General features: G+C 66.9%; 13 protein-coding genes. 6 read left to right on the top strand and 7 right to left on the bottom strand.

Features of this window, described 5'->3' with window-relative positions:
* The 3 genes from BAU06_RS13525 to BAU06_RS13515 all read right to left on the bottom strand — a co-directional run bounded on the left by BAU06_RS13525 (position 1) and on the right by BAU06_RS13515 (position 5,186).
* Positions 1-3,219, bottom strand: a complete 3,219-nt coding sequence (locus tag BAU06_RS13525; RefSeq protein WP_066349874.1) for an efflux RND transporter permease subunit — start codon at positions 3,217-3,219, stop codon at positions 1-3.
* A gap of 61 nt (positions 3,220-3,280) precedes the next feature.
* Positions 3,281-4,468, bottom strand: a complete 1,188-nt coding sequence (locus BAU06_RS13520; protein WP_066349868.1) for an efflux RND transporter periplasmic adaptor subunit — start codon at positions 4,466-4,468, stop codon at positions 3,281-3,283.
* A 28-nt stretch (positions 4,469-4,496) separates the two neighbouring features.
* Positions 4,497-5,186, bottom strand: coding sequence for a gamma-glutamylcyclotransferase (locus tag BAU06_RS13515; protein WP_066349867.1), 690 nt, complete (start codon positions 5,184-5,186; stop codon positions 4,497-4,499).
* Positions 5,187-5,359: 173 nt separating this feature from the next.
* On the opposite strand from BAU06_RS13515, the gene BAU06_RS13510 reads away from it, so the two are divergent.
* Together BAU06_RS13510 and BAU06_RS13505 are read left to right on the top strand one after the other, a co-directional pair.
* A complete protein-coding gene (locus BAU06_RS13510) occupies positions 5,360-6,265 on the top strand; it encodes a LysR family transcriptional regulator (RefSeq protein ID WP_066349862.1) in 906 nt (301 codons plus the stop codon).
* Between the two features lie 149 nt (positions 6,266-6,414).
* Positions 6,415-7,059, top strand: a complete 645-nt coding sequence (locus BAU06_RS13505) for a glutathione S-transferase N-terminal domain-containing protein (RefSeq protein ID WP_066349852.1) — start codon at positions 6,415-6,417, stop codon at positions 7,057-7,059.
* A gap of 12 nt (positions 7,060-7,071) precedes the next feature.
* Here the strand turns inward: BAU06_RS13505 and BAU06_RS13500 are convergent, their stop codons facing one another.
* From BAU06_RS13500 to BAU06_RS13490, 3 genes are all read right to left on the bottom strand, one after another.
* Positions 7,072-7,284, bottom strand: a complete 213-nt coding sequence (locus tag BAU06_RS13500; RefSeq protein ID WP_066349850.1) for a hypothetical protein — start codon at positions 7,282-7,284, stop codon at positions 7,072-7,074.
* Between the two features lie 62 nt (positions 7,285-7,346).
* The gene (locus BAU06_RS13495; protein ID WP_066349848.1) at positions 7,347-7,613 is read right to left on the bottom strand and encodes a hypothetical protein; all 267 of its coding nucleotides are present in this window, start codon (positions 7,611-7,613) and stop codon (positions 7,347-7,349) included.
* Between the two features lie 196 nt (positions 7,614-7,809).
* The gene (locus tag BAU06_RS13490) at positions 7,810-8,013 is read right to left on the bottom strand and encodes a cold-shock protein (RefSeq protein WP_066349845.1); all 204 of its coding nucleotides are present in this window, start codon (positions 8,011-8,013) and stop codon (positions 7,810-7,812) included.
* Between the two features lie 226 nt (positions 8,014-8,239).
* Here BAU06_RS13490 and BAU06_RS13485 point away from each other — a divergent pair, with 226 nt between their 5' ends.
* The 3 genes from BAU06_RS13485 to BAU06_RS13475 are packed head-to-tail and all read left to right on the top strand — an operon-like array spanning position 8,240 to position 10,934.
* Entirely contained in the window at positions 8,240-9,196 is a 957-nt protein-coding gene (locus tag BAU06_RS13485) for a chromate resistance protein ChrB domain-containing protein (RefSeq protein WP_066349839.1), read from the top strand.
* Between the two features lie 58 nt (positions 9,197-9,254).
* Positions 9,255-10,451 carry a chromate transporter gene (locus BAU06_RS13480; RefSeq protein WP_066349835.1) on the top strand — a complete coding sequence of 399 codons (1,197 nt, stop codon included), beginning with the start codon at positions 9,255-9,257 and terminating at the stop codon, positions 10,449-10,451.
* A gap of 27 nt (positions 10,452-10,478) precedes the next feature.
* Positions 10,479-10,934: a chromate resistance protein ChrB domain-containing protein gene (locus BAU06_RS13475; protein ID WP_066349833.1), complete on the top strand. Its 456-nt coding sequence runs from the start codon at positions 10,479-10,481 to the stop codon at positions 10,932-10,934.
* Between the two features lie 110 nt (positions 10,935-11,044).
* Here BAU06_RS13475 and BAU06_RS13470 read toward each other — a convergent pair whose 3' ends face one another.
* The gene (locus BAU06_RS13470) at positions 11,045-11,944 is read right to left on the bottom strand and encodes a LysR family transcriptional regulator (protein ID WP_066359031.1); all 900 of its coding nucleotides are present in this window, start codon (positions 11,942-11,944) and stop codon (positions 11,045-11,047) included.
* Positions 11,945-12,263: 319 nt separating this feature from the next.
* Here BAU06_RS13470 and BAU06_RS13465 point away from each other — a divergent pair, with 319 nt between their 5' ends.
* Positions 12,264-13,610, top strand: a complete 1,347-nt coding sequence (locus BAU06_RS13465; protein ID WP_066359029.1) for a D-serine ammonia-lyase — start codon at positions 12,264-12,266, stop codon at positions 13,608-13,610.

Raw genomic sequence — 13,610 nt, 5'->3', positions numbered from 1 at the left:
TCAGGCCTGGGCGCCTTGCTTCGGGACGGTGTACGCCGGCGTGTCCGCGCCGGCCGTGATGGGGGCATCGTGGCGCGCCGCCGAGTGCAGCTTGCGGTTGCCCGTCAGCTGGCGCAGCAGCACATAGAACACGGGCGTCAGCAACAGGCCGAACAAGGTGACGCCCAGCATGCCGAAGAACACGGCGATGCCCATCGCGCGTCGCATTTCCGCGCCGGCGCCGGTGGACATGACCAGGGGAACGACACCCATGATGAAGGCGATCGAGGTCATCAGGATCGGGCGCAGGCGCAGGCGGCTGGCTTCGATGGCCGCCTGGATGGCGGTACGGCCCTGCATTTCTAGTTCGCGGGCGAACTCGACGATCAGGATGGCGTTCTTGGCCGACAAGCCGACCAGTACCATCAGCCCGATCTGGGTGAAGATGTTGTTATCGCCGCGCGTCAGCCACACGCCCGCCAATGCCGACAGGATGCTCATGGGAACGATCAGGATGATCGCCAAGGGCAGCGTCAGGCTTTCGTACATCGCGGCCAGCACCAGGAATACCAGCAGGACGCTGATGGGGAATACCCAGAGCGCGGCGTTGCCGGCCAGGATCTGCTGATAGGTCAGGTCGGTCCACTCGAACTTGATGCCGCGCGGCAGGGTCTGCGCGGCGATGCGTTCCACCGCGGCCTGCGCCTGCCCGCTCGAATAGCCCGGGGCAGGGCCGCCGTTGATGTCGGCGGCGGTGAAACCGTTGTAGCGCACGACCATTTCGGGTCCATAGGCCTGCTTGACCTTGAGCAGCGACGACAGCGGCACCATCTCGCCGTTCGCATTGCGGGTCTTCAGCAGGCCGATATCCTCCGGCGAGGCACGGAACGGCGCGTCGGCCTGCGCGCGAACCTGGTAGACCCGGCCGAAACGGTTGAAGTCATTGACATACAGCGAGCCCAGGTAGATCTGCATGGTGTCGAACACGTCCGTCACCGAGACGCCCAGCTGCTTCGCCTTGGCGCGGTCCAGGTCGATATCCAGTTGCGGCACGTTGATCTGGTAGCTGGTGAACATGGGGCCCAGCGCGGGATCCCGGGCGGCGGCTTTCATGAAGGCCTGCGTCGCATCGTTCAGGGCTTCGTAGCCCAGCGCGCCCCGGTCCTGGATCTGCAGCTTGAAGCCGCCCACCGTGCCCAGTCCCGATACGGGCGGCGGCGGGAAGGTGGCGATAGCGGCGCCCTTGATACGTGAAAACTCGGCGTTCAGGGTGGCGGCGATGGCTTCGGCCGACTCTTCCGGGGGCCGTTCCTTGGAAGGCTTGAGCACCGAGAAAACCAGGGCGCTGGACGAGGAATTGGTCAGGCCGTTCACGGACAGCCCCGGGAAGGACGGCACGTTGACCACGCCCGGTACCCGCAGGGCGATCCGGTTCATTTCGCGTACGACCGCTTCCGTGCGCTCCAGGGAGGCGCCGTTGGGTAGCTGGACGATGCTGACCAGGTAGTCCTTGTCCTGTGCGGGCACGAATCCGCCAGGCACGACCTGGCCGAGCAGGGCCGTGGCGCCCAGCAGCACGGCATAGACGGCGAGCATGGCCATCTTGCGGTGGATCACGCCCGCCACGCCGCGCCCATAGCTTTCCGAGCCGCGATGGAACAGCTTGTTGAATGCCATGAAGAAGCGGCCCAGTACGCGATCGATCAATCGGGTCAGCCGGTCCTTGGGGTCGTGATGGCTTTTCAGCAGGATGGCGGACAGGGCGGGAGACAGGGTCAGCGAGTTGAACGCCGAGATCACCGTCGAAATCGCGATCGTCATGGCGAACTGCTTGTAGAACTGTCCCGTCAGGCCCGACATGAAGGCCAGCGGCACGAACACCGCCACCAGCGTCAGCGCGATGGCGACGATGGGGCCGGAAACTTCACGCATGGCCTTGTAGGTGGCCTCCCGTGCCGAGAGCCCGGCGGCGATATTCCGTTCGACGTTTTCGACGACCACGATGGCGTCGTCGACCACGATACCGATCGCCAGCACCATGCCGAACAGCGACAAGGCGTTGATGGTGAAGCCGAAGGCCAATAGCAGCGAGAACGTCCCGACGATGGATACCGGGACGGCCAGCAGCGGGATCAGCGAGGCACGCCAGGATTGCAGGAACACCACCACAACGATGACGACCAGCACGATCGCTTCGAGCAAGGTATGGATCACCGCATCGATGCTTTCGCGCACGAACTGGGTCGGGTCGTACTTGACGCCGTAGTCGACGCCCTCGGGCATGTCGGCCTTGAGCTCCTCCATGGCGGCCCGCACGTCGTCGGAAATCCGCAGGGCGTTGGCTCCCGGCTGCTGGAAGATGATCAGCTGGACCGCCGGCTTGTCGTCCAGCATGGCGCGCAGCGCGTACTCCGCCGCGCCCAGTTCCACCCGGGCCACGTCGGACAGATGCGTGACGGCGCCATCGGGCGATGTTTTCAGGATGATGCCGCGAAAGTCCTCTTCGGTCTTGAGCCGCCCCTGGGCATTGACGTTGAATTGCAGCGCCACGTTGGCGGGCATCGGCGAAGCGCCTATCGTGCCCGCGGCCGCCTGCACGTTCTGTTCGCGGATGGCGTTGACCACATCGGTTGCGGTCAGGTTCTGCGCCGCCACCTTGGTGGGATCCAGCCAGACCCGCATGGCGTAATCGCCCGAGCCCCACATCACCACTTCACCGACGCCGGGAATGCGCGCAAGGCGGTCCTTGACGTTGATCAGCGCGTAGTTGCGCAGATAGGTCAGGTCGTAGCGGTCGTTGGGCGAGAACAGGCTCACCCCCATGGTCAGGGTGGGAGACGATTTGACCGTGCTGACACCCAGGCGCTGCACATCTTCGGGCAGGCGAGGCAGGGCCTGTGTCACGCGGTTCTGCACGAACTGCTGCGCCTTGTCGGGATCCGTTCCCAGCTTGAAGGTCACGGTGGTGGTCATATTGCCGTCGCTGTTGGCCTGCGACTGCATATACAGCATGTTCTCCACGCCGTTGATCTGTTCCTCGATGGGGGCGGCCACGGTCTCGGCGATCACCTTGGGATTGGCGCCGGGATATTGGGCGCGCACGATCACGGATGGCGGGACGACTTCGGGATACTCGCCGGTGGGCAGCATCTTCAGGGCGATCAGGCCGGCCAGCAGGACGATGGCCGAGAGCACGCCGGCGAAGATGGGCCGGTCGATGAAGAATTTCGAGATGTTCATGTTGGGCTCCGATCGCGGCTCCGCTCCATGCGGGGGAGCGGGCCACGGTCATGGGGGTTCATCAGGCGGCCGGCTTGGCTGGCACGGCGGACGCCACGGGCTTGCCGTCGGTCATGCCCACCAGTCGGGGCTGGACCGTCTCGGCGGGGCGCACGCGCTGCATGCCATTGACGATTACGCGCTCGCCGGGCTCGAGGCCCGCGGTGACGATGCGCATGCCTTCGTATTCATTGCCCAGCACGATTTCGCGGTACCGGACATGGTTGTCGTCGTCGACCACCAGTACGAAGCGCCTGGCCTGGTCGGTGCCGATCGCGGCCTCGTTCAGCAGCACGGCCTGCGTGGGCGTGCCGGCACCGACCTTCACGCGGGCATACAAGCCAGGCAGCAGGTCGTTGGCGGCGTTGTCGAAGCGGGCGCGGACGCGGATGGTGCCGGAACGCCTGTCCATCTGGTTGTCTACAGAGTCGATGCGGCCCTGGCGCGAGTAGCCGTCTTCGTCCGCCAGGCCCAGGTACACCGGCGTGCGGGAAGATCCGCCTTGGCGCAAATAGCGCAGATAGGTCTGTTCGTCGACGTCGAAGGACGCGTAGATCGGCGATTGCGACACCACCGTCGTGAGCAAGGGCGCGTTGGCGCCGGCCTGCACAATGTTGCCCACGGTCAGTTCGGCGCGCGATACGCGGCCGGACACCGGCGCCGTCACCTGCGTATAGGACAGGTTGATACGGGCGCTTTCCGCCGCCGCCCTGGCCGCGCGCAGCGCCGCATTGGCCTGCAGCGAGGCATTGCGCTTTTCCTCGAAGTCCCGGCGAGCGACGGCATTGTCGGCCAGCAGCCGCTGGTTGCGCGCCAGCTCGGATGACGCATAGGCCACCCGCGCCTCCGCGGCCGCCACCTGGGCCTGCGCGCGTTCCAGCTCGGCGGCATAGGGCTGCGGATCGATGGTGAACAGCAAGTCGCCCTTGCGCACCGTCGCGCCGTCGTGGAAATGCACGGCGACTATCCTGCCCGAGGCCAGCGGACGGATCTCCACCTTGTCTATCGCTTCCAGGCGGCCCGTGTAGCTTTGCCATTCCACGATGGGCTCGCTGGCGACACGGGCGACGTCGACCTCGATGGCGGGAGCGGGCGCGCTGGCGGCCCGGGCCGGGACCATGCCGTGGCCATGATGGATGGCGCCGGCCGCGGCGGCCGCGATGAAGAGGGCGCCCAGCGTCAGCGACAGGCGTTTGCGTCGGATAAGCATAAGAAACTCCTCGATGGGGAAATGGCTGCTAGGAGCGGTCCCTGTCCGGGCCGTGCTCGGGATCGGATCCGATGCGGCGAAGCTCGCACGCCAGCGCCTCGACGTAGTCGTCGGTGAAGCCGCGGTCCGCCAGCGCGAAGGAAAGCTGGAATACGTAGTCGGCGTTGCTGCCGTACACGCCGCGCGCCGACGCGATCAATGGGGCCGTCGTGGCGACGGAGGCATCCGCCTCGTATTGCGGGCGCCGCCGGTCGGCGATGAAGGTCAGCGCGTGGACCTGCCGGCCGTCGTCCAGGGAGACCGGCAGCCACGTGGGCAGGTAGGCGCCCGAGACCATCTCGCGTTCCCACAGCAGCGGCAGCTCTCGCGCCAATTTGTCGACGTGGATGCGCAGGGCGATACCCTGGGTCCTGCCACCCGGCTCCAGCGCCAGCATGCGTCCGGGGGTGTCGTGGCTGGCGCGGCCAGCCACCATGCGCAGGCAAAAGCTCCGGTGCCAGCCGTCCAGGATGGCGGCCTGCCGGGCGTGGAAGTCCAACAGCGGATTCCAGATCAGGGACCCGTAGCCGAACACCCATACGTCGCCACTGCCGGGGCGGATCCGCATCGTTTCTTCAAGGGAGCGCAGGATGCGCTCGCGCGGCCAGCGCCACGCATCCGGCAGCGTTGCGAAGTGCCGCAGGTATTCGCCCGAACTGATTGATTTCCTGGTCAACATGACTGTGCCTCATGCCCTTGTGCCGCCGTGCATCGCGACCGCGGTGTGGGAATCCCAGGCTTGGCCAGCATGGCTGGCCTGTCAGGCCCGGGAACGATGGAGCGCAGTATGACTTTCGCCGAATCTTTGATAAATTCCACGAAATGAGTTTCTTTGTCGCCAGGATGGATACAATGAGCGAAAGGGCGGACGCCTCGATACCGGAGATCACGGCTTTTGCCGCCGTGGCACAGACAGGCAGCTTCACCAAGGCGGCCGAAAACCTGGGCACCAGCAAGTCGAACGTGGGCAAGGCCGTGCAGCGCCTGGAAAAGCGCCTGGGAACCCGGCTCTTCCAGCGCACGACGCGCGCGGTCCGGCTCACGGAAGAGGGCGAGACCTATCTGCAGGCCGCGCAAGTGGCGCTGGACCATCTGCGGGATGCGGAACAGGCCCTGGCGGCGCGGCGAGACGAGCCGATAGGACGGGTGCGTATCGATCTGCCCGCCGGTTTCGGGCGTCTGCTATTGCCCAGCTTCGTGGCCTTGCGCCGGCGCTATCCGAAAATCACGCTGGAAGTCGCGTTGACCGATCGCATGTCGGACGCGGTGGGCGAGGGCTGGGATATCGTCGTTCGCATCGGCATATTGCCGGTGGACAGCGAGATGACCGTGCGCAAGCTTTGCGATCTGCGGCTGGGACTTTATGCGGCGCCAGAGTATCTGTCGCGGCATGCGCCCATCGAGGCCGTGTCCGGGCTCAGCGCCCATGAAGCGGTGATTTTCCGCGGGCCCAACGGACGCCTGCGCCCCTGGACCGTGCAGGATGGCGACATCGTGCGCGAGATATCGCCATCGCCCGTCATGGTATTGGCCGATGGCCAGGCCCTGGTGGAAGCCACCATCAATGGGCTGGGCATTTCGCAGATCCTGGATCGCGTTGCGCGGCCGCACGTGGCGGCCGGGCGGCTGGTGCATATCCTGCCGTCCGCCGATGTCCCGGGGCCGCCGGTGCATGCGCTGATTCCCCTCGGACGGCGCATGCCGTCCAAGACCCGGGCGGTGCTGAACCATCTCGCCGAGCAGTTTCAGGAAAGCTGACGCCGGGCGGGGACGGGCAATTGTCGCCGCGATGGCGACACTCTTATGCAATAGGGACGCTTTATCTCATTTGTTGGTGCCAATACAGTGGCGAACCATGACGGACCGTTAAGGGAACGGTCCGGAGCCAACTCCATAAGGGACCAACCATGAAGCTCTACATCGCCAAGGCCACCTGCTCGCTTGCCGTCCAGATCGTTCTCAACGAGTTGGGCATGGACGACACCGAGCTGGTGCATTACGACGTATTCGGCAAGTCCACCTCCAACGGCGAGGACTTCGCCCAGGTCAATCCGTTGGGATATGTGCCGGTATTGCGGCTCGACGAGGGCGAGCAGGAGCTGCTTGCCGAGACGGTCGTCATCGGCAGCTATCTGGCGGACCTGCATCCGCGGTCCGGGCTCGTTCCGGCGCGCGGCACGCTGGAGCGGGTAAGGGTCGATGCGCTGCTGAATTTTGTCGCGACCGAGATCGCGCAGAAGCACATCCCCCTGATGCGCAAACTGCTTACGGAGGAAGGCAGCAGCTGGACGCGAGCCAAGCTGGTGGCCGCCTACGCCCGGCTGGACCGGATGCTTCAGGACGGGCGTCCATGGCTGACCGGCGAGCGATTCACGGTGCTGGACGCTTATGTGTGGGCCACCTTCTGGCATGAACGCAGCGGCGTGGACATCGGCCACCTGGAACATCTGATGGCCTACAAGTCCCGGATCGAGGCACGCCCGTCGGTGATCAAGGCTTTGGCCGACGAGGCCGCGCTGGTGCTCGCGCACGAAACCCGCCTTGCCGCGTAACGCCCCGCGGGTTCAGGGCTTGACCATGCCTTCCTTGCCCGGGCGCCGCGCACCCGCGCCGTGTTGCCGGCTGCTGGCCTGGTCCTGCCCGGTGCCCAGCTGGTTGGCGTGGCCGTCCTTCTTGGTCCGGTTCTGGCTGTCGCCGTGGCTGCGCTGGCTTTCGCGCGATTGGTCGTCGGCCTGGGCGGAAGTCCCGTCGGTGGCGGCGTTCTGGGGATGCGTCATGGCGTGCTCCTGGATCGTTGCATGAGATCCGATCCAAGCATCCTGCATGCCCGCGCGGGCGCTTACCCGCGTCGCGCGCCCAGATTCATGCTGTCGACGACCTGCCGCCCATAGGCCACGGCCGCGTGCACGGCCTGGGCCGGATTGCTGACCGAAACGCCGCTATCGAACTGGGGAACGGGGTAGGTGTTGTCGGGCAGGACCGGCTCGCCGGGAAGGCTCACCACGATGGAAGCCTTGAAAAGGATCGCGCCGGCGCCTTCGCGCGGCACGCGGTCGACCAGCGCGGAGAGCCGGTAGCCTTTGTAGATCGTATTGTTCAGGTGCATGGCGCACCTCCATAGGGAGAGCGGCCGCGCGGTGCGCGCGGGATCGCGCTTGCGGCGCGCTGCCGCCGCGCGCATGGCGAGCGACGGTGCCGGGATGTCGCATGGACGACCCGCTTGCGATACGCGACAAGCATGAGCAGGGCGCCAGGGGACGTCCCGCATGAAAATGAAAAAGCCCTCCGGAGAGGGCTGGTCTTTACATCGCGCGGATCTTGGTGGCCTGGGGGCCCTTGGCGCCGGGTGCCGACGTATAGCTCACGCGCTGGTTTTCCTCCAGGACTCTCGGGCCGTCGCCCTCGATATTGGAGATGTGGGCGAAGAGATCCTTGCCACCCGCTTCGGGCATGATGAAGCCGAAGCCCTTTTCACTGTTGAACCACTTGACGATGCCGGTTTCCATATTGCTCATCCTGACGTTGAAGGCATGCCCCCTTCCGGGCAAGACAATCAAGGAAAGGAAGTGAACGGTGGGCGCAGGCGCAGTAGGCGTACAAATCGCGGTACTTGAAGATCTCCGGGCCACTATGGACGCTGGCGGGCGATGTGTCAACCAATATCGCGGCCCGGGTGTATGTCGCGATGTCTACATGCTTGCAGACGCCATGACCGCAACCTAAGCTGCGGCCATGGAAAATCCCGCCTGGCTCCTTCTTATCGTCAGCCTGCCCACCCGCGGCGCCACCGCGCGCATGCGCGTCTGGCGGGCCGTCAAGGTACTGGGCTGCGCGGCCTTGCGCGACGGTGCCTATCTATTGCCCGCCAGCGCGCCCCAGGCGGGACAGTTGCAGGCGCTGGCCGACCACACGGCCGCGGAAGGCGGCCAGTCCTGGATGCTGCACATCACGCCGCGCACAGCGGAAGAGCATGCCGCCTTGCAGGCGCTTTTCGACCGCTCGGCGCAGTACGAGGCCTGGCTCGCGAAGCTTCCGCAAGCCAGGGCCTCGCTGGCCGGCCTGGCGCCGGCCGAGCTCAACCGCCTGTTGCGGCATCACGCGCGCGCCTACCAGGCGATCCAGGCCATCGATTTTTTTCCCGACGAGATCTCCATACGCGCGGGCGCGCAATGGCGCGACTTCGCCGGCGCCATACAGGCGGCCCTGTCGCCGGGTGAACCGCATGCCACGGCGGGAAGCATCCCGCCGCGCGACCGCACCCAGTACCAGGGCCGCCAATGGGCGACGCGCAAACATCTGTGGGTGGATCGCGTGGCCTGCGCCTGGCTGATACAGCGCTTCATCGACCCGGCCGCCCGCTTTCTGTGGCTCGATGACCCGCGCGGCTGCCCGGACGATGCGCTGGGCTTCGATTTCGACGGCGCCACCTTCACCCACGTGGGAGATCGCGTGTCTTTCGAGGTCCTGTTGGCCAGCTTCGGCTTGTGCGAAGACCGTGGCCTGGCGCATCTGGCCACCCTGGTCCACGTGCTGGATGTCGGCGGGGCGCCCGTGCCCGAAGCCGCCGGCTTCGAAGCCATGCTGGCCGGCGCGCGCAAGCGCCTGCAGGACGACGACGCCTTGCTGGCCGAGGTCGGCAAGGTACTCGATTCCCTTCATGCGCACTTCTCCGGTGGCCGCAAACCCTAGGCGGCGAACGGCAAAGGCGCATCCCGAACGGCCCACCCGACGCTTGGACGAGCACCCCATGAACCCCACTTCCACAAGGGCCGGCGAGACGGCCCCGCAAGACGGCGCCGGCTACACCCTATGGCAGCTCGTCCGGTACTTTCTCCGCCTGGGCGCGATGGGTTTCGGCGGGCCGGTCGCCTTGGCCGGCTATATGCACCGGGACCTGGTCGAATCGCGCAAGTGGATCGGCGACGCCGACTACAAGGAAGGACTGGCGCTGGCGCAACTCGCGCCCGGTCCGCTGGCCGCGCAATTGGCGATCTATCTGGGCTATGTGCATTACCGGGTCGCCGGCGCGACCATGGTCGGCATCGCCTTCGTGCTGCCATCCTTCGCGATGGTCGTCGCGCTGGGATGGGCCTACGTGCGCTACGGCGGCCTGGCGTGGATGCAATCGGTGTTCTACGGGGTAGGCGCCGCCGTCATCGGCATCATCGCGATCAGCGCCTATAGGCTCACCACCAAGAGCGTCGGCAAGGACTGGCTGCTCCGGATCGTCTATCTCGTGCTGGCCGTTGTGACCGTCATCACGGAATCGGAGATGGCCTGGCTGTTCCTGGCCGCCGGCGTGCTGGCCTGGCTATGGCGGGCGCCGCCGAAATGGCTGCGGCAAGGCAGGTTGCCCATGATGGCGGCCGTTTCCCTGCCCGCGGCCGGCGCCACCGTCGGCATGATCGATTGGCCGCTGCTGGCCCAGATCGGCGTGTTCTTCGCCAAGGCCGGGGCCTTCGTGTTCGGCTCGGGGCTGGCCATCGTGCCGTTTCTCTACGGCGGCGTGGTGACGGAGCTGCATTGGCTCAACGACAAGCAGTTCGTCGACGCGGTGGCCGTGGCCATGATCACGCCGGGTCCCGTGGTGATCACCGTCGGCTTTATCGGCTACCTAGTCGCCGGATTTCCGGGCGCCTGCGTCGCCGCGGCCGCCACCTTCCTGCCTTGCTATCTCTTCACCATCCTGCCGGCGCCGTATTTCAAGAAGTATGGCAAACGGCCCGCCATTCTTGCCTTCGTCGACGGCGTTACCGCGGCCGCCGTCGGCGCGATTACCGGCGCGGTCATCGTCCTGGCGCAGCGTTCGATCGTCGACCTGCCCACCGGCCTGCTGGCCGTGGGAACGGCCGCGGTCCTGATGCGATTCAAGCTGCCGGAGCCGGTCATCGTGCTTGCCGCCGCGGCGATCGGCCTGATCGCCTACCCGCTGCTGCATCGTTGAGCCGCGTTCGACCCATTGGAGGTCATCATGAAATGGATCACAAGGGAACATCCCAAGATCGACCGTATCGCCTGCCCCTGGCTGATCGCGCGCTTCGTCGACGACACGCCCGAATTCCTTTACGTTGCACCGCCTGACGTACTGCGCATCGCCGAGGAGACCGGCGCGATTCCCTACGACATTCCCGGCGTGGAGCTCACCCACGTGGGCGAGCAATGCAGCTTCGACGCCTTCCTGCGCAAATACGGCCTGGGCGACGATCCCGCCTTGCAGCGGCTGGCCGGCATCGTCCGGGGCGCGGATACTTCGCGCCTGGACCTGACGCCCCAATCGGGAGGGCTGTATGCGATCTCGCTGGGCCTTTCGCACCTGTATGCGGACGACCGCGAGATGCTCGACCACGGCATGGTGATGTACGACGCGCTCTATGCCTGGTGCAGGTCCTGCCAGGACGAGACGCACGCCTGGCCGCCCAGAATGTAGCGGCGCGCGGCCGGGCGCCGAGCCGAACGCTGCGTCAGCGCCCGGGCGCGCTTCCAGGGGGGGCCGGCCCCTGTCTTGGCCGGTGGGGGCCGATGCCGTCGGGCCCCGTCTTATATCACCTTCTTCAGGTGGGCAATGAAGGCCTTGCAGGCCTCCGGCAGCGGGCGGCCGGCTAGGGTCTGGACTTCGAAGTGCCGCTCGTTCATTTCGCGGTCGCGCAGCGGCACGCATACGACCTCGCCGCGCTTGAGGCGGCCGCGTACCGCGAGCTCCCCGCAAAAGGTTACGCCGCCGGATTCCGCCGCGAAGGTGATCAGCGCATCCAGGTGGCGGCTGGTGAAGGCCGGCTCGTAGACCAGTTGCTGGCGGCTGCAGGAGATCTCCAGCAATTGGCGCAGGGTCGAGGCGCGGTCCGGCAGCGCCAGCGGGTAGGGGACCAGTTGCGCCAGCGACAGCGTACGTTTGCCGGCCAGGGGATGATCCGGCGCCAGCACGGCCATGACGGGGGCGGGCGTGCGCAGCTCCACACGGATGTCGCGTTCGGAAGTCAGGCTCAAGGTCAGGCCGATGTCCGCCTCGCCGTCGCGGATGCGGCGCGGGATGTCCTGCTGCGACACGGCCTCCAGCGAGAAGCGGATGCCTGTGTATTCGCGCCGGAAGGAGGCGATCAGCGCGGGGATGAAACCGAAGGCATACCCTTCGGTGCCGACCAGGCGGATCTGCCCCTGGCGTACCCCGCGCAGGGCCAGGATATCGCTGCCCAGGCGGTCCAGGTCCTGGCGGACGCGCTTGGCATGCGCGGCCAGCAGCTCGCCCGCCGCGTTGGGCACCATGCCGCGCGCGCGCCGTTCGAACAGCAGCGTGTCCATCTCCCGTTCCAGGCGCGCGATCTGGCGGCTGACGGCGGAGGGCGCGACCTCCAGGCGTTCGGCGGCGTCCGTGACGGATCCGCAGCGGACGACTTCCAGGAAGTAGCGCAGGGCAGGGCTTTGCAGGGCGGGAGTGTTCATCATGGAATGCGCCGGCAGGCAGGTGCAGGCATGGGGCGGTAAGAGGCGGAAATTCGGCGCGGGAGGGTGTCAGGGTATTCCCCACACCCGGCTGGCCGCCACGGAGTGCGTTGCCGGTTCGGCAACGATGAATTCTACCCGTTGAGCTTGTTGTACAGGGAGAGCGTTCCTAGCATTGCGCTGAACGATCGCTTCCTCGACCGCCTCCACTGCCTTGACCGCCTTGACGATTCCGCCCCGACCCGCCATGACGCCCAGCCTTGCCGACCTTTCCGCGACCGGCGCGACGAGCGCCGGTACCCGGCCATCTTCCGCCGCCATGGGCGTCGATGCGGGCCCCGGCGCGGAGGCCCTGGCCGCGCTGCGATCCGCGCGGCCCTTGCTTTGGTTGCGTACGTCGGCGTCCCGCGCGGCCCCCGGCGGCGATCCCGTTGTCGACCCGGCGCTCGTGGCGCAGGCGCAAGCCCGCTTCCAGCGCTTCGCCCCCTTGCTCGCCGACCTCGCCCCCGAGACCGCCGCCACGGGTGGCATCATCGAGTCGCCCTTGCTGCCGGCGCCACGCATGCGGCAGGCGCTGGGCCTGGCGCCAAACCAGGGCAGCTTGTATATCAAGGCGGACCATGGACTGGCGGTGGCCGGCTCCATCAAGGCGCGCGGCGGTATCCATGAGGTGCTGCAGTTCGCCGAAAGCCTGGCCATGCGCGAAGGCCTGCTCGGGGCTCGGGACGATTACCGCGCATTGGGCGGCGATGCGGCGCGCGCCCGCTTCGCCCGCCATCGCATCGCCGTGGGCTCCACCGGCAACCTGGGCATGTCCATAGGCATCATCGCCGCGCTATTGGGCTTCCAGGCGGAGGTGCACATGTCGGCGGACGCCAAGCCCTGGAAGAAGGCGCGGCTGCGCGCCCATGGCGTCAAGGTCATCGAACATACCGGCGACTACGAACGCGCGGTGGCGGCCGGCCGCGGCAGCGCCGCCGCGGATCCCCTGGCGTATTTCGTGGACGACGAACGCTCCGTGGCCCTGTTCGCCGGCTACGCGGCGGCGGCGCTGCACCTGCGGGACCAACTGCGGTCCGCCGGCATCCAGGTCGACCGCGAGCATCCCTTGTTCGTCTATCTGCCTTGCGGCGTGGGCGGGGCGCCCGGTGGCATCGCCTATGGCCTGAAGATGCTGTTCGGCGCGGACGTCCATTGCTTCTTCGCGGAGCCGGTGCAGTCGCCATGCTTTCTGGTGGGAATGATGGCCCAGGGCGGGGAAATCCCGGGCCTGCCGGCGCTGCCGTCGGTCTACGACCTGGGCCTGGAGAATCGCACCGAGGCGGACGGGCTGGCGGTGCCGCGTGCGTCGGAGCTGGCGCTGGGCGCGATGGCCACACGGCTGTCCGGGGTGTACACGGTCAGCGACGATCGCCTGTTCGCCGACCTGGCCCGCCTGTACGAAAGCGAAGGGCTGCGCATCGAGCCCTCGGCGGCCGCGGGGTTCAGCGGCCCCGAGCGCGTGTGCGGCAGCGCGGCCGGCACCCGTTACTTGCGCGAGCACGGCCTGGAATCCCGCATGGCCGGCGCCACGCATCTGGCCTGGACCACGGGCGGCCGGTTCGTGCCCGCCGAAGAATTCGACCAGTTCCTGAGCCGCGGCAGGTCCAGCGCGGCCAATCCTTGA

The organism is Bordetella bronchialis (genome assembly GCF_001676705.1).
GTDB lineage: Bacteria > Pseudomonadota > Gammaproteobacteria > Burkholderiales > Burkholderiaceae_B > Bordetella_C > Bordetella_C bronchialis.
The sequence above is the reverse complement of the archived record's forward strand: the minus strand, read 5'-3'. Positions and strand labels throughout refer to the sequence as shown.

Coding starts and splice junctions, on each gene's coding strand:
- BAU06_RS13525 (WP_066349874.1), bottom strand. CDS start 3,219: ATGAACATCTCGAAATTCTTCATCGACCGGCCCATCTTCGCCGGCGTG.
- BAU06_RS13520 (WP_066349868.1), bottom strand. CDS start 4,468: ATGCTTATCCGACGCAAACGCCTGTCGCTGACGCTGGGCGCCCTCTTC.
- BAU06_RS13515 (WP_066349867.1), bottom strand. CDS start 5,186: ATGTTGACCAGGAAATCAATCAGTTCGGGCGAATACCTGCGGCACTTC.
- BAU06_RS13510 (WP_066349862.1), top strand. CDS start 5,360: ATGAGCGAAAGGGCGGACGCCTCGATACCGGAGATCACGGCTTTTGCC.
- BAU06_RS13505 (WP_066349852.1), top strand. CDS start 6,415: ATGAAGCTCTACATCGCCAAGGCCACCTGCTCGCTTGCCGTCCAGATC.
- BAU06_RS13500 (WP_066349850.1), bottom strand. CDS start 7,284: ATGACGCATCCCCAGAACGCCGCCACCGACGGGACTTCCGCCCAGGCC.
- BAU06_RS13495 (WP_066349848.1), bottom strand. CDS start 7,613: ATGCACCTGAACAATACGATCTACAAAGGCTACCGGCTCTCCGCGCTG.
- BAU06_RS13490 (WP_066349845.1), bottom strand. CDS start 8,013: ATGGAAACCGGCATCGTCAAGTGGTTCAACAGTGAAAAGGGCTTCGGC.
- BAU06_RS13485 (WP_066349839.1), top strand. CDS start 8,240: ATGGAAAATCCCGCCTGGCTCCTTCTTATCGTCAGCCTGCCCACCCGC.
- BAU06_RS13480 (WP_066349835.1), top strand. CDS start 9,255: ATGAACCCCACTTCCACAAGGGCCGGCGAGACGGCCCCGCAAGACGGC.
- BAU06_RS13475 (WP_066349833.1), top strand. CDS start 10,479: ATGAAATGGATCACAAGGGAACATCCCAAGATCGACCGTATCGCCTGC.
- BAU06_RS13470 (WP_066359031.1), bottom strand. CDS start 11,944: ATGAACACTCCCGCCCTGCAAAGCCCTGCCCTGCGCTACTTCCTGGAA.
- BAU06_RS13465 (WP_066359029.1), top strand. CDS start 12,264: ATGGGCGTCGATGCGGGCCCCGGCGCGGAGGCCCTGGCCGCGCTGCGA.